The organism is Aliiroseovarius crassostreae (assembly GCF_001307765.1).
GTDB classification, from domain to species: domain Bacteria; phylum Pseudomonadota; class Alphaproteobacteria; order Rhodobacterales; family Rhodobacteraceae; genus Aliiroseovarius; species Aliiroseovarius crassostreae.
The window spans coordinates 161,464-176,191 of sequence record NZ_LKBA01000023.1 but is presented as its reverse complement, the minus strand read 5'-3'; the positions used below and the strand labels follow the sequence as shown (position 1 = coordinate 176,191).

The 14,728-nt window shown below is 58.7% G+C and carries 18 protein-coding genes; 14 read left to right on the top strand and 4 right to left on the bottom strand.

Annotation, left to right across the window (positions count from 1 at the left end):
* Positions 1-50: 50 nt before the first annotated feature.
* The 4 genes from AKJ29_RS16605 to rpsF all read right to left on the bottom strand — a co-directional run bounded on the left by AKJ29_RS16605 (position 51) and on the right by rpsF (position 2,319).
* Complete coding sequence (locus AKJ29_RS16605; protein WP_055192648.1) at positions 51-956, bottom strand: bestrophin family protein; 906 nt, start codon at positions 954-956, stop codon at positions 51-53.
* Positions 957-1,090: 134 nt separating this feature from the next.
* Positions 1,091-1,705: a 50S ribosomal protein L9 gene (gene rplI / locus AKJ29_RS16600; RefSeq protein ID WP_055192647.1), complete on the bottom strand. Its 615-nt coding sequence runs from the start codon at positions 1,703-1,705 to the stop codon at positions 1,091-1,093.
* Between the two features lie 10 nt (positions 1,706-1,715).
* Entirely contained in the window at positions 1,716-1,943 is a 228-nt protein-coding gene (gene rpsR, locus AKJ29_RS16595) for a 30S ribosomal protein S18 (RefSeq protein WP_055192646.1), read from the bottom strand.
* 19 nt (positions 1,944-1,962) lie between these two features.
* On the bottom strand, positions 1,963-2,319 hold the full coding sequence (rpsF, locus tag AKJ29_RS16590; protein ID WP_055192645.1) for a 30S ribosomal protein S6: 357 nt from the start codon (positions 2,317-2,319) through the stop codon (positions 1,963-1,965).
* A gap of 280 nt (positions 2,320-2,599) precedes the next feature.
* Here rpsF and AKJ29_RS16585 point away from each other — a divergent pair, with 280 nt between their 5' ends.
* From AKJ29_RS16585 to AKJ29_RS16525, 14 genes are all read left to right on the top strand, one after another.
* On the top strand, positions 2,600-3,178 hold the full coding sequence (locus AKJ29_RS16585; RefSeq protein WP_055192644.1) for a hypothetical protein: 579 nt from the start codon (positions 2,600-2,602) through the stop codon (positions 3,176-3,178).
* A 186-nt stretch (positions 3,179-3,364) separates the two neighbouring features.
* Positions 3,365-4,306, top strand: a complete 942-nt coding sequence (fabD, locus tag AKJ29_RS16580; RefSeq protein WP_055192643.1) for an ACP S-malonyltransferase — start codon at positions 3,365-3,367, stop codon at positions 4,304-4,306.
* Positions 4,307-4,395: 89 nt separating this feature from the next.
* The gene (gene fabG / locus AKJ29_RS16575; protein WP_055192642.1) at positions 4,396-5,133 is read left to right on the top strand and encodes a 3-oxoacyl-[acyl-carrier-protein] reductase; all 738 of its coding nucleotides are present in this window, start codon (positions 4,396-4,398) and stop codon (positions 5,131-5,133) included.
* Positions 5,134-5,357: 224 nt separating this feature from the next.
* The gene (locus tag AKJ29_RS16570; RefSeq protein ID WP_055192641.1) at positions 5,358-5,591 is read left to right on the top strand and encodes an acyl carrier protein; all 234 of its coding nucleotides are present in this window, start codon (positions 5,358-5,360) and stop codon (positions 5,589-5,591) included.
* A gap of 192 nt (positions 5,592-5,783) precedes the next feature.
* The gene (fabF, locus tag AKJ29_RS16565) at positions 5,784-7,046 is read left to right on the top strand and encodes a beta-ketoacyl-ACP synthase II (protein ID WP_055192640.1); all 1,263 of its coding nucleotides are present in this window, start codon (positions 5,784-5,786) and stop codon (positions 7,044-7,046) included.
* A complete protein-coding gene (gene mltG, locus AKJ29_RS16560; RefSeq protein ID WP_055192639.1) occupies positions 7,046-8,206 on the top strand; it encodes an endolytic transglycosylase MltG in 1,161 nt (386 codons plus the stop codon). Before fabF ends, mltG begins: the two co-directional genes overlap by 1 nt.
* A 174-nt stretch (positions 8,207-8,380) precedes the next feature.
* Complete coding sequence (locus AKJ29_RS20255) at positions 8,381-8,731, top strand: permease (RefSeq protein ID WP_235477641.1); 351 nt, start codon at positions 8,381-8,383, stop codon at positions 8,729-8,731.
* A complete protein-coding gene (locus tag AKJ29_RS16555) occupies positions 8,715-10,007 on the top strand; it encodes a DNA-packaging protein (RefSeq protein WP_055192711.1) in 1,293 nt (430 codons plus the stop codon). The genes AKJ29_RS20255 and AKJ29_RS16555 overlap by 17 nt, the downstream gene beginning before the upstream one ends.
* Before the next feature lie 181 nt (positions 10,008-10,188).
* Positions 10,189-11,382, top strand: coding sequence for a phage portal protein (locus AKJ29_RS16550; RefSeq protein WP_055192638.1), 1,194 nt, complete (start codon positions 10,189-10,191; stop codon positions 11,380-11,382).
* A 17-nt stretch (positions 11,383-11,399) separates the two neighbouring features.
* Positions 11,400-11,945, top strand: a complete 546-nt coding sequence (locus AKJ29_RS16545; RefSeq protein ID WP_055192710.1) for an HK97 family phage prohead protease — start codon at positions 11,400-11,402, stop codon at positions 11,943-11,945.
* 40 nt (positions 11,946-11,985) lie between these two features.
* Positions 11,986-13,203 carry a phage major capsid protein gene (locus AKJ29_RS16540; RefSeq protein WP_055192637.1) on the top strand — a complete coding sequence of 406 codons (1,218 nt, stop codon included), beginning with the start codon at positions 11,986-11,988 and terminating at the stop codon, positions 13,201-13,203.
* 165 nt (positions 13,204-13,368) lie between these two features.
* Positions 13,369-13,968, top strand: coding sequence for a head-tail connector protein (locus AKJ29_RS16535; RefSeq protein WP_055192636.1), 600 nt, complete (start codon positions 13,369-13,371; stop codon positions 13,966-13,968).
* Complete coding sequence (locus tag AKJ29_RS16530; RefSeq protein WP_055192635.1) at positions 13,965-14,303, top strand: head-tail adaptor protein; 339 nt, start codon at positions 13,965-13,967, stop codon at positions 14,301-14,303. Before AKJ29_RS16535 ends, AKJ29_RS16530 begins: the two co-directional genes overlap by 4 nt.
* Positions 14,300-14,710, top strand: a complete 411-nt coding sequence (locus AKJ29_RS16525; protein ID WP_055192634.1) for a DUF3168 domain-containing protein — start codon at positions 14,300-14,302, stop codon at positions 14,708-14,710. The genes AKJ29_RS16530 and AKJ29_RS16525 overlap by 4 nt, the downstream gene beginning before the upstream one ends.
* The last annotated feature ends 18 nt before the right edge of the window (positions 14,711-14,728 follow it).

Sequence of the window (14,728 nt, the reverse complement as noted above, 5' to 3'; positions counted from 1 at the left end):
CAATGTGGTTGCGAAAAGAACAAAGGAACGGCGCGAAATGTGAGGTATGACTAAGTAAGCTCATAATCGACTGGGGTAAGCGGGGGCGGGGGCACGTGTCCCAGCGATTCTGCTGCCGAAATCTCAATGATCCGGCACATAGCGTCAAGCGGCAGGCCATTTGCGATGTTCTGAAAGGGCATTTCCAGCTCATGCGTTACGGCTTGCAATCCAAAGAAGACATAGGCGACGACCGCAGACAGGATAGGTGCAAAACCCCCGGTGCTGTCTAGAAGCGCAAATGGCAGAAGCCAGCAATAGATATAGGTCGTGCGGCGGATCAGCAGTGAATAGACATAGGGAAGGGGGGTGCTTGCGATGCGCTCACATCCCGCTTGCGATTGGGTCAGCGAGGCCAGAGTGCGGGACAGCTCCAATTGCCCAAAACCCGAGAGGCTTTTTGCGCGCGTCAGGTTGCCGATCTGCTTTGCGGCCTCTTGCAGGGCTGCATTGGCAGGGTTCTGGTATTTGGAAAGCTCCTGACCCAAGTCTTTGCCTATCCACTGGTCAACCTCGGCCTGCGCATCCACAGAGCGCAGGAAGCCACGGTGAAAATGGATGCTGGCCATGACGGTCGAAATAAGGTGCTCTCTCTGCTCGGCATCCGCCAGAAAGATCTGAGCATTGCGTCCCAGGTTACGCGTGTCGGCAATCATCTTGCCCCATAAAATGCGCCCTTCCCACCAGCGATCATAGGCTACGTTGTTGCGGAACCCCAGAAACAGGGACAGGGCGACGCCGAATATCCCCATCGCTGTGATTGAGATACGTGGGAGCGGTATCACACTGCGGTCGATCAAGAAGATAGCAAGGGACAGGGCTGCGATAAGAAACAGCTTCATGCTTATTTTCGGAACGATTGATCCTTGCATGGCAAAGAATAACTGCAGCGCTGAGGGTTGGTCTTTTACGATCATGAGCTTCCCAATCTTTGAGAAGAGACATTGCTGGTGTTGATGTGAAAGTCAAACGCTTGTTGTTGGCAGAGGTTCGGGCAAAGAAAAAAGGCCGCTCACTCGAGCGGCCTTTCTAATTGTGTATCAAAAGAAGATTACTCTTCTTCCGAAGCGTCTTCAGCGACCGGAGCCAGAGCGTCGTCATCATCCGAAGCAGCGGCACCGATTTCGTCGAACAGTTCGGCGATTTCGAATTCAGCTTCGGCTTCAGCTTCTGCAGCCAGTTCTTGGATCGACTTGCCCGAGGCTTGTAGTTCGGCTTCTTCTTCCGAACGGGCCACGTTGAGGAAGATGTCAACTTCGACTTCAGGGTGCAGGCGCACATGCACGGCATGCAGACCCAGATCCTTGATCGGAGCTTTCAGGGCAACCTGTTTTTTGTCCAGCGAGAAGCCAGCTTCGGTGGCCACATCTGCGGCGTCACGCGGGGTGACGGAACCGTAGAGCGAACCGGCATCCGAAGCGGAGCGAATCACGATGAACTGCTGACCGTCCAGCTTCTCAGCCAGAGCCTCAGCTTCTTTTTTGGTTTCGAGGTTGCGGGCTTCCAGCTGAGCCTTTTGAGCTTCGAAGCCAGCGATGTTGGCTTGCGATGCGGTCAGGGCTTTGCCTTGCGGCAGCAGGAAGTTGCGGGCGTAACCCGGCTTGACGTCAACCACGTCACCCATTTGACCCAGTTTGGCCACGCGTTCCAGAAGGATAACTTGCATGATGTTCTCCTTACTTCACGGTGTAGGGCAGCAGGGCGAGGAAGCGGGCGCGTTTGATGGCACGGGCCAGTTCACGCTGCTTCTTGGCCGAAACGGCGGTGATGCGCGAAGGCACGATTTTGCCACGCTCAGAGATGTAGCGCTGCAGCAGACGGGTGTCTTTGTAATCGATCTTCGGGGCGTTGTCACCCGAGAACGGGCAGACCTTGCGGCGGCGGAAAAACGGTTTGCTAGCCATTGTTTAGATCCTTCCGAACTTAGCGGTCACGGCCACGGCGGTCGCCGCGTTCGTCACGTTTCTGCATTTGAACCGACGGACCTTCAGCGTGATCATCGACCTTGATGGTCAGGATCCGCATCACGTCGTCATGCAGGCGCATCAGGCGTTCCATTTCCTGAACCGCAGCGGCAGGCGCGTCGGTTTTCAGGAAGGCATAATGCCCTTTGCGGTTCTTGTTGATCTTGTAGGCCATCGTTTTGACGCCCCAGTACTCGCTGTCAACGACTTTACCGCCGTTGTCGGCCAGCACGGTGCCAAAATGTTCGACGAGGTTTTCAGCTTGCGCGTTGGACAGGTCCTGGCGCGAGATGAAGACATGCTCATAAAGCGGCATGTGAGCTCCTGTTATTTACACGTGCTTCAAAGTATGGGTCCAACCTTTCCGCGACCCATTCACGAGAGGCAACGCAGTTCAAGACATGCGGAAAGGACAGGGCCTTATACACGGATCGGGCCAGGATGCAAGGGGCAGGGGGAAGCGCCCCCCGTGTCAGGCGTATGCGCCAGAACAGCGAAGGTGGTGGGTGTCAAAACAACTCCTCTCCGCTGCCCCATTCCCGCCACCTTTCAGCGCAAATGATTAACGGAAAGACGGCAAGGAAGGATGTTGCGTAATGAGCGTTCTGATCAACGATATCAACGATGTCAAATCCCTCGGGTCGGAAGACCAGGGGCCGGAGCTGACCCACACGCGCTGGGGGTACATGATCACCTCTTGCGATGCTGCGGGCGTTGCGATGAGGGCTGGCTACCTCCTGTTGCGCTATGGCGGGATTGTTCTTTTGCTGGTTGCGGTTGGCCTTTGGGTGATGCCCGGCGCATCCGTGCACCCTGATGTCATCCCGTTCAAGATCGGGGTGAGCGTGCTTTTTGCCCTGCTCGGGTCGGTTCTGTTCTGGAGTGGCACCAATGACCGGTGTGAAGAAACGCAGGTTGATCTCGAAAGGCGCCAGCTGCGTCGCGGTCTGCGGCGCGCAAATGGCCGCTTTTCTGTGGTCGCTGAAATGCCGCTTCAGCAGGCAGGAGATCTGTTTGTCTCGCGCCCGGCATATGAGGGGGACGATGCCGTTCTTTATGTGCGCCGCAACGATGCCCCGTTGGCTTTCGAAGTGGCTGCCGGGCCGGAGGACCTGTTGTATCCTCTGCTAATGCGCATCAAAGCAGATATGAGGCGTGCAACACTCGACGCCTGACGAAACCGGTCCTGCCTGAGCCTGGATCCATGCGCAGTACGGCGCGATCTGGGCGAGGCGCGAACCACGGATGGGGTGCGGCAGCGCCCCATTTTTTTTGGTGCAGTTTAAACCCGTTGCGCCCGCTTCCCCCGCAGGCTATGCCCTTGGGGAAAGAAATCTGTCCGATTGGGCAAAGGAGGGGTTATGAGCCGCGCATTCGTATTTCCCGGGCAGGGTGCCCAATCCATTGGCATGGGCAAAGCCCTCGCAGAGGCATACCCGGAAGCCAAAGCTGTGTTTGACGAGGTGGACGAGGCCCTTGGCGAAAAACTTTCGACCCTGATTTGGGAAGGGGACCAGGCAGAGCTGACCCTGACCCAGAATGCGCAACCCGCGCTGATGGCCACCTCGCTGGCTGCTGTGAAGGCACTGGAAGCGGAAGGTGTGGGAATTGACGCAGCCGCCTATGTCGCCGGGCATTCGCTGGGGGAATATTCCGCGCTGGCCGCTGCGGGCACTTTCTCCATCGCCGATACGGCGCGCCTGCTGCGCATTCGTGGCAAGGCGATGCAGGAGGCTGTTCCGGTCGGGGTTGGGGCCATGGCGGCACTGCTTGGTCTGGATTTCGACGCCGCGACCGATGTCGCCGAGGAAGCCGCACAGGGGCAGATCTGTCAGGCCGCCAATGACAATGATCCCGCACAGGTTGTGGTGTCTGGCCATAAGGAGGCAGTAGAACGTGCGGTTGAGATTGCCAAGCAGAAAGGCGCGCGTCGTGCCGTGCTGCTGCCGGTGAGCGCCCCGTTCCATTGTGAACTGATGCAGCCTGCGGCCGAAGCGATGGCGCAGGCCCTGGCAGAAGTGGATATGGAACGTCCCAGCGTGCCGCTGGTGGCCAATGTGCGCGCCACCGCGCTTTCCGATCCGGCGACAATCCGCTCTTTGCTGGTGGAGCAGGTGACCGGTTCCGTGCGCTGGCGCGAAAGTGTTGCGTGGATGGCAAATGAAGGCGTGAATGAAGTCTGGGAAATCGGTGCTGGCAAGGCGCTTTCGGGCATGATCCGCCGGATTGCCAAGGATGTGACCTGCCGTGCGGTGGGCACACCTGAGGATGTGAAAGCTGCCATTGAGGCGCTGAACGGATAATTCAGAAGAGCCGCCGGTCTCGTAGGGAAGCACTCGTTTGTTTCCTTTCACAGGGCTGAGGGGGCTGGAAAGCAAAGAAGGAAAAGCAGATGTTTGATCTGACCGGTAAAAATGCGCTGATCACAGGCGCCTCGGGTGGTATTGGGGGCGCGATTGCCAAGGTGCTTCACGGCGCGGGGGCGACTGTTGCGCTGTCAGGAACCCGGGTGGAACCGCTTGAGGCTTTGGCCTCTGAACTGGGGGAGCGCGCGCATGTGCTGCCCTGCAACCTTTCGGATGGCGAGGCGGTGGATGCCCTGCCCAAGCAGGCGATTGAGGTGATGGGATCGGTCGATATTCTGGTGAACAATGCTGGTATCACCCGGGATCAGATCTTCATGCGCATGTCGGATGAGGAATGGGATAGCGTGATCAACGTGAACCTGACCTCGACCATGCGGCTCTGCCGTGGGGTGATGCGCCCGATGATGAAGTCGCGCTGGGGGCGAATCGTCAATATCAGTTCGATCGTGGGCGCCACCGGAAACCCCGGTCAGGTGAACTATGCCGCGTCGAAGGCGGGCATGGTCGGCATGACCAAATCGCTGGCCTATGAAGTTGCGAGCCGCGGGATCACCGCTAACTGTGTGGCGCCGGGCTTCATTGCAACCGCAATGACCGACAAGCTGAGCGATGATCAGAAAGACAAGATCAACGTGCAAATTCCGGCTGCACGTATGGGCAGTGCGGATGAAATTGCGGCCGCAGTTCTGTATCTGGCGTCAAACGAAGCAGGTTACACGACCGGTACTACGCTGCATGTCAACGGTGGCATGGCGATGCTTTAAGGCTTTGATCAAGGGGCCGGGTGTGCCTGCCCCTTGATCCCTGAAATGGTTTGCCTATCTTACCCGATGTGGTATAGGCGGCGCAGGTTTTCCCCCGGGCGCATTTGCATGTCTGGGGATCTCGGCATAACGCGCGGGAAACTGAGCGGTCTTTCGAGGCCAAATGAGACAGGGCTCCGGCCCGACCCAAAGGGCACAAGCCCTGAATAATGTGAGGATTTACCATGAGCGACGTCGCAGATCGCGTGAAAAAAATCGTTGTTGAGCACCTGGGTGTGGAAGAGGACAAGGTTACGGAATCGGCCTCGTTCATTGACGACCTGGGCGCAGACAGCCTGGACACAGTTGAGCTGGTTATGGCTTTCGAGGAAGAGTTCGGCATTGAGATCCCGGATGACGCTGCCGAAACCATCCAGACCTTCGGCGACGCCGTAAAGTTCATCACCGAAGCTCAATAAGCGCGCGTGACAGAAATTGGGAAACGGCGCCCTTTGGGGCGTCGTTTTTCGTTTGTGAACAGGTAATTTTCCTGCAGGCAGGGCGGAACGATGTGCGGGCAGTTGCCCGTTTCCGGAAAACGCCTTGCCCCGCATGGCTTGCCCGCGTTATTTAACGCGAGAGTTTGAAATACCTTTGAAAGGGCTACAAATATGCGTCGAGTGGTAGTGACAGGTCTGGGCATGGTATCTCCGCTGGCCTGCGGGGTCGAGGAAACTTGGAAACGTATTCTGGACGGGCAGTCGGGCGCAGGTCCGATCACCAAGTTTGATGCCTCTAATGTAACCACCAAATATGCCTGCGAAGTGCCGTTTGGTGATGGCACTGACGGGACGTTCAACCCCGATGACTGGATGGCTCCGAAAGAGCGCCGCAAGGTGGATGACTTCATCCTGTACGGTATCGCAGCTGCGGATATGGCATTGGCCGATGCGGGCTGGACCCCGGATGCAGAGGAAAGTCGCCTGCGTACGGGCGTGATGATTGGGTCCGGCATTGGCGGGCTGTCGTCAATTGCGGATACGGCTGTGCTGATCAAGGAACGTGGCCCCCGCCGCGTTTCGCCTTTCTTTATTCCCGGTTCGCTGATCAACCTGATCTCTGGACAGGTGTCCATCAAATACGGCTTCAAAGGTCCGAACCATGCGGTTGTGACCGCCTGCTCGACCGGTGCGCACGCTATCGGTGATGCAACCCGTCTGATCCAGTCCGGGGATGCAGATGTGATGGTGGCTGGCGGTGCCGAAGCCGCAATCTGTGAGATCGGCATTGCGGGTTTCAACGCCTGTAAGGCCCTTTCGACCAAGCGCGAAGATGACCCCAAGGCGGCCAGCCGCCCATATGACAACGACCGGGACGGGTTCGTGATGGGCGAAGGTGGCGGGATCGTAGTACTGGAAGAATACGAACACGCCAAGGCGCGCGGTGCCAAGATCTATGCCGAAGTTCTGGGCTATGGCCTGTCCGGTGATGCCTATCACATCACCGCGCCCTCAGAAGATGGTGATGGGGGGTTCCGCGCGATGACCGCTGCCCTTGCAAAGGCTGGGCTGGAACCGTCCGCCGTTGATTATATCAACGCCCACGGTACCTCGACCATGGCGGATACTGTCGAACTGGGCGCGGTTGAGCGTCTGCTGGGCGACGCGGCCGGCAAGGTCACTATGTCCTCGACCAAATCCTCAATCGGTCACCTGCTGGGCGCCGCGGGTGCGGTGGAAGCGATCTTCTGTGCCTTGGCAATCCGCGACCAGATTGCACCGCCAACATTGAACCTCGATAACCCGGCAGTTGAGCCGCGCCTGTCGCTGGCGGCCAACAAGGCCGAACCGCGCGAAATCAACATCACCCTGTCGAACAGTTTCGGGTTTGGCGGCACCAATGCCTGTCTTGTTATGGGCAAGGTCACTGACTGATGTGGCGAAACATCGCGTCCAACGCGCTGACGCTTTTCATCCTCATCCTGATTGTCGGGGTGGGGATGATCGCTTGGGGCAAACGTGAGTTTACCCAAGCGGGGCCTCTGGCACAGGCGGTCTGTCTCAAGGTAGAGCGTGGGTCGAATTTCAATCGGGTGTCAAAAAATCTGGAGACCCTGGGGGCGATTTCCTATCCTCAGGTCTTTCGGGTCGGTGTCAGCTATTCCGAAAAGTCCAGCCAGCTTAAGGCCGGGTCCTTTTTGGTGCCTGAAGGGGCCTCGATGGCAGATATCATCGAGATTGTCACCCGTGGCGGGGCGTCGACATGTGGCACGGAAATTCTCTATCGTATCGGCGTCCTGAGCGCGGTCATGCAAGTGCGTGAGCTGGATCCCGTCTCGCAGGAATACAAGGTGGCAGCCGAGTTCAAACCGGCAGAGCTCGAAGGGGCGGCCCCGGATGTTTACCTCTCGAAGAGAGAAGAGGCCGACACCCGTTACCGCATCGCGATTGCGGAAGGTGTCACCAGCTGGCAGGTGGTGGAAAGCCTGAAAGCCGCTGATTTCTTGTCTGGTGAGATTGCCGGGGTTCCGGCCGAAGGCAGCCTTGCGCCGGACAGCTATGAGATGAAAGCCGGTCGCGCCCGATCAGAGCTGATTTCCGAAATGATGGCGTCGCAGGCAATTACCCTTTTGGAAGCCTGGAAAAATCGGGCAGAGGGGGTGCCGTATGCCAACCCGGAAGAGGCGCTGATCATGGCCTCGATCGTCGAAAAGGAAACCGGTCTGGCCGAGGAGCGTCGTCAGGTTGCAAGCGTATTCGTGAACCGCCTGAACAAAGGAATGCGTCTTCAGACCGACCCGACCGTGATCTATGGTATCACCAAGGGGCGAGGCGCTCTGGGCCGGGGATTGCGGCAATCAGAATTGCGGCGGGAAACCCCCTATAACACCTATGTCATAGACGGGCTTCCGCCCACACCGATCGCCAATCCGGGACGCGCAGCGATCGAGGCTGCCCTGAACCCAGCGAACACGGATTACCTGTTCTTCGTCGCGGATGGAACCGGCGGGCATGCTTTCGCAACCACCTTGCAAGAGCACAATGCCAATGTCGCCAACTGGCGCAAAATCGAAGCGGAGCGTGCGAAACAGTAAACATCCGATGAACAGATCGTGCGCTGTTGCCAGTGCGCGATTTGACCGTGCGCACGGTCCCCGGTAAGTTTTCAATTACGCTAGAAGACGTGGATCAACGGCCCAGGCATTTGCCTCGGGCCGTTTTTTCATGTCGCTCGTGCGGACGAGAGCATGAGAGGCAGACACAAAAAGATGAGCAATAATAAGCCTTTGGAAGCAGATACAGAGGCGATGGATTATATCGAAATCGCCAATGGATTGTTTAATCGTGTTTTGAATGAGTTGGAGCGCCAGTTGCGGGCTTCTGAAGAAGGAATGAGTGAGGGCGAATGTGGTTTGGCGAAAACATCGACCGAATTGCGCAAGGCTCTGCAGACCGTATTTGATGAAAGGAAGAGACTTGAACAGACTAGCAAAACTGCCGGGCAAGGAGCGGCTGGAACCAGCCTCAACCTTGCTCAGGCCAGAGAAGAGATCGGGCGCAGACTGGCTTGCCTGCGCGACGTCAGACGAGCAAGAGGCCTTCCTGAGCAGCCTGACTGACGGCGCAATTGCAGCCCTTCCTTACATTTTCGACTTCTGGGCGCTGCCGCATCAGGTGGCGCCGGAAGGGGACTGGCGTAGCTGGGTGATCATGGGGGGGCGCGGCGCGGGGAAAACCCGCGCTGGCTCCGAGTGGGTGCGCGCTGAGGTCGAGGGGGATGGCCCTTTTGATCCGGGCCGCTCGCGTCGGGTTGCCTTGATAGGTGAGACCTTTGATCAGACCCGCGATGTGATGGTGTTTGGCGAAAGTGGCATTATCGCATGTTCGCCGCCTGATCGCCGGCCGGAGTGGATTGCCTCGCGCCGCCAGCTGGTCTGGCCGAACGGGGCGGTGGCGCAGGTGTTTTCCGCCAGCGATCCAGAAGGGCTGCGCGGGCCGCAGTTTGATGCAGCCTGGGTGGACGAACTGGCGAAATGGAAAAAGGCCGAAGAGACCTGGGATATGCTTCAGTTCGGTTTGCGTCTGGGCGCGCATCCACGGCAGGTGATCACCACCACGCCGCGCAATGTCAATGTGCTGAAAGAAATTCTGGCCAACCCCTCGACCGTCACCACCCATGCACCAACCGAAGCCAACCGGGCCTATCTTGCGAAAAGTTTTCTTGAGGAGGTGCGCCACCGCTATGCGGGCACGCATCTTGGCCGACAGGAGCTGGACGGGGTGCTGATGGAGGGTGTGGAAGGCGCAATGTGGGAAATGAAGGAGATTGACCAGAAGCGCCATGAGGGCGCGCTGCCGGATTTCAACCGCATCGTGGTTGCCGTTGACCCGTCTGTCACCGCGCATAAAGGGTCGGATGAATGCGGTATCGTCGTTGTGGGCGCCGTGACCGAAGGGCATCCACGTGATTGGCGTGCATATGTGCTTGAGGATGCCTCAACCTCCGGGGCAACGCCGACAGAATGGGCCGAGGCGGCGCTGGCGGCCATGCACCGACATGGGGCAGACCGTCTGGTGGCCGAAGTCAATCAGGGTGGGGCTCTGGTGGAGCAGGTGGTGCGCCAGATTGATCCCTCGGTGCCTTATCGAGCGGTTCATGCCAGCCGGGGCAAGGCACAACGGGCAGAACCGGTGGCAGCACTTTATGAGCAGGGCAAAGTCTATCACGCGGGTTTCTTTTCCCAGCTTGAAGATCAAATGTGCCAGATGACCCCGACAGGGTATGAGGGCAAGGGCAGTCCTGATCGCCTGGATGCGTTGGTCTGGGCATTGCACGAACTGATGATTGCCCCTGTTGCGCATTGGTCCCGGCCACAGGTGCGAACGCTCGGTTAAACTCTTTTTTAACCAGTGGTGGCAAAGTGCCAAACATCGAAAGGCGGGATGCTGCGGCAGATTGAACCGGCATCCTGACCAACCCAAGACAAGAGAAATATGAACCGGTTGGCGCGGGTGCGCTCGCGCCGGACTGGAACCGGCTTGCCTATTGGCGGCTTGAAACGAGGAGAACCAGCATATGGTTTTTAACTTTCTGAAGCGTGGTGAGGAAGCTCCGGTCGAGACCAAGGCCTCGGCCACCGGCCCCGTTATCGCCTATCACGGCTCGGGGCGGGTGGCGTGGAGCCCGCGGGATGTGGTCAGCCTGACCAAAATCGGTTTTGCGGCCAACCCGGTTGGTTTTCGGTCCGTGAAACTGATTGCAGAAGCTGGCGCGGCGCTGCCGCTTGTGCTTCAGGATGCCGAGCGGCGCTATGATGAGCACCCGATTTTGGACCTGCTGTCGCGTCCGAATGCTGCGCAAAGTCGCGCAGAGCTGTTTGAGGCCCTGTTTGGCCAGCTTACCCTAACCGGCAATGGGTATCTGGAGGCGGTTGGCGGCCAGGAGGGCACCCCGCTGGAGCTGCACGTTCTGCGCTCGGACCGAATGAATCTGGTGCCGGGGGCCAATGGCTGGCCGGTGGCCTATGACTATGCGGTTGGGGCCAAGAAACACCGGTTCCATTTGGGGGAAGGGCCAAGCCCGGTCTGCCACATCAAGAATTTCCATCCGCAGGACGATCACTACGGCCTGTCGCCCCTGCAGGCCGCGGCCACTGCAATTGATGTGCACAATGCGGCATCCAGCTGGTCTAAGGCCCTATTGGACAATGCCGCCCGTCCGTCAGGAGCGATTGTTTACAAGGGGTTGGATGGACAGGCGCAGATGTCGGCGGATCAATATGACCGCCTGCTGAGCGAGATGGAAGCCCATCACGTCGGCGCACGAAATGCCGGGCGCCCCATGCTCCTTGAAGGGGGGCTGGACTGGAAACCGATGGGGTTCTCGCCTTCTGACATGGAGTTTCAGAAAACAAAAGAGGCCGCCGCGCGCGAAATTGCGCAGGCCTTTGGGGTTCCCCCGATGCTGATCGGCATTCCAGGGGATGCGACCTACGCCAATTACCAGGAAGCCAATCGGGCCTTCTACCGGTTGACGGTTGTTCCGATGGTGCAGCGGGTTGCGGCCAATGTTGGGCATTGGCTGAGCGAGTTCACCGGCGAGGCGGTGACGCTCAAGCCCGACCTGGATCAGGTGCCTGCTTTGGCCGCCGAACGGGATCAGCAATGGAAACGCGTGGCTGAGGCGGACTTTTTGTCCGATGCCGAAAAGCGGGCGCTTCTGGGGCTGCCGAAACTGTCGGACGACGATCAAGAAGGAATGCGACCATGAGCGATTACCATACCCATATGGGGTTGGAGCATAAATTCGTCCGCCTCGGGCAGACAGTTCAGACCGATGAGGGCATCGCGATTGAAGGGTATGCCAGCTATTTCGGTGAGGTTGATAACGGCAATGACGTTGTGCTGAAAGGCGCCTATGCGAAAAGCCTTACCGAGCTGTCGGCAAAAGGGCGAAATGTCAAAATGCTCTGGCAGCATGACCCAAGCCAGCCGATTGGTGTCTGGGACGAGGTGCGTGAAGATCACAAGGGCCTGTTTGTCAAAGGGCGGATCCTGACCGATGTGGAACGGGGCCGAGAAGCCGCCGCTTTGATTGAGGCCGGGGCCATGGATGGCCTGTCGATCGGTTATCGCACCGTGAAAGCCACAAAGAACGACAAGGGCCAGAGGCTCTTGAGCGAGCTGGAACTTTGGGAAGTGTCGCTTGTCACTTTCCCGATGTTGCCCAGTGCGCGGGTGGGCGCCAAGGGGGAAACCCCGGGCGATGATGCCCTCCTGTGTGAACTGGCCGCCGCCCTTTCGGAGGCGCGCCAAATACTGGCAGGCGAGTGAGCCGCGCCAGTGATCTGAACCTTCTATCAAGGACCCATCCATGAGCGAAAAAGAGATCAAAGCTCAGGGCCGGACAGGTGCGCCTTCTGGTCCCGGTCAGGCACACGCCCCGGTTGCCGAGGTGAAGACCGCACTGGCCGGTTTCGTGAGCGATATCAAAGAGTTTCAATCTGAAATTTCCACCAAACTTCAACAACAGGAAGAGCGACTGACCATGCTGGATCGCAAATCTCAACTGAACGCGGCACGGCCGCACCTGGCCGCTGAAACCGATCTCGGCGCCCCCCACCAGAAAGCCTTTGAAGCCTATGTGCGTTCGGGCGACGATGACGGCCTGCGCGGCCTTCAACTGGAAGGCAAAGCCATGTCGACCGCCGTGGCCGCCGACGGTGGTTACCTGGTGGATCCGGTGACCGCTGACACCATCAAAGGTGTGCTGTCCAACGCCGCATCCCTGCGCTCGGTTGCCAATGTGGTCAATGTCGAAGGCACCGCCTATGACGTGCTGATCGACCAGGATGATCTGGTTACGGGTTGGGCTTCTGAAACCGGTTCCGCCGCTGAGACCGGCACCCCCAAGATCGACCGTATTTCGATCCCGCTGCACGAACTGTCGGCCCTGCCGAAAGTGTCGCAGCGCCTGCTGGATGACAGTGCGTTTGATATCGAAAGCTGGCTGGCGGGTCGTATCGCCGAGAAATTTGCCCGCGCGGAATCGGCTGCCTTTATCAACGGTGATGGCGTCGACAAGCCGAATGGTTTCCTGAACCATACTGCGGTTGAGAACGGGTCGTGGAGCTGGGGCAACCTGGGCTATGTGGCAACTGGTGCGGATGGTGACTTTGACGGCACCAACCCGGCGGATGCGATTTTCGACCTGATCTATGCGCTGGGTGCTGATTACCGCGCCAATGGCGTCTTTGTGATGAACTCGAAAACCGTGGGCACCGTGCGCAAGCTGAAAGATGCAGATGGCCGCTTCCTGTGGTCGGATGCCACCGTGGCTGGCGAGCCCGCCCGTCTGATCGGTTACCCGGTTCTGATCGCAGAAGACATGCCGGACATCGCATCGGGCAGCGCCTCGATTGCCTTCGGTGACTTTGCCAATGGTTACACCGTGGCTGAACGCCCCGATACCCGCATTCTGCGCGACCCGTTCTCGGCCAAGCCGCATGTTCTGTTCTATGCCACCAAGCGCGTGGGCGGTGACGTGAGCGACTTTGCTGCGATCAAACTGCTGAAATTCTCGGTGTCCTAAGCCGGGAACCAAGGTCCGGGCGGTGCGTGTCACCGTTCGGGCTGGGCACACGCTGGCCAACTCCGTGTTGTCTAGCTGCTCCCCCTCCGTCCGAGCAATACGGACAGCGTGTGCCCATCCAACCCATTCCTTTGACGTGAGGGGCCCGAATTTCGGAGATGATCCATGATGTTAGTCGAGCAGACCACTGTGCCGATCGCGGCCCTGCCGGTCGCCCAATTCAAGGACCACCTGCGGCTGGGCACCGGGTTTGCCGATGACGGGGTGCAGGATAATGTGTTGGAGAGTTATTTGCGCGCGGCGATGGCCGCGATCGAGGCTCGCACCGGCAAGATCCTGATCACCCGGTCGTTTACCTGGACCTTGACCGCCTGGCGCGATCTGGCGACGCAGGCCCTGCCGGTTGGTCCGGTCAGCGCAATCACCGGCCTGACCATTACCGACCGCCTTGGCGCGGATGAGGTGATTGCATCAGACCGCTATCGCCTTGAAAAAGACCTGCACCGTCCCAAGCTGGTGTCGACCGGGATCTGCCTGCCGGCCATTCCGGTCGCGGGTGAAGTGGAAATCGGTTTTGATGCTGGTTTCGGTGTGGACTGGGCGGATATTCCCGCAGATCTCGCGCAAGCGGTGCTGATGTTGGCCGCGTATTACTATGAAAACCGTTCAGATATGAGCGTCGGAGCGGGGGATCTGCCCTCTGGTGTGACCGCTCTGATCCAGCGGTATCGTGTGGTGCGGCTCTTTGGTGGGGGTGCGCAGTGACCTTACCTGTTCTCAATCGCAAATTGACGTTGGAAGAGCCTCAGAGGGTGCCGGATGGCGCAGGGGGCTTTGACGAAACCTGGGTCGCGCTTGGTGAGCTCTGGGCAGATATCAAAGCTGGCACGGGGAATGAGAAAGCGGCCGATCATGTGACGCTGTCCTCGATCAGCTTTCGCATCACCGTCCGGGCCGCCCCTCATGGTGCGCCGTCACGTCCAAAACCCGAACAGCGATTTCGTGCGGGTGCCCGGATATTCCGCATCCTTGCGGTGACCGAAGCGGATGGCAACGCCCAGTATCTGACCTGTTTCGCAAAAGAGGAGGTGGTCGCATGAGCTATGGCGTTTCTGCTGCCCTTCAACAGGCGATTTACCAACGTTTGCAGGCGGATAGCACTCTGGATGCCCTGATTGGTTCGGCGATCTATGATGCCGTTCCATCCGGGATTATCACCGGAACCTATGTCTCGATCGGGCCGGAGGATGTGGCTGAGAAATCGGACATGACCGGTCATGGGGCGCTGCATGAATTCACCGTTTCTGTGGTGACCGATGCGGCGGGGTTCCAGCAGGCGAAAGAAGTGGCCGCGGCCATTTCTGACAGTCTGGTGGATGCCACCCTGATCCTGGCCCGCGGCAAGCTGGTCTATCTCAATTTCAACCGGGCCAAGGCCCGCCGTGTTCAGGATGCGGATGTGCGCAGGATCGACCTGACCTTCCATGCCCGCGTCGAAGACGACTAACGCTTTCATTAATGGAGT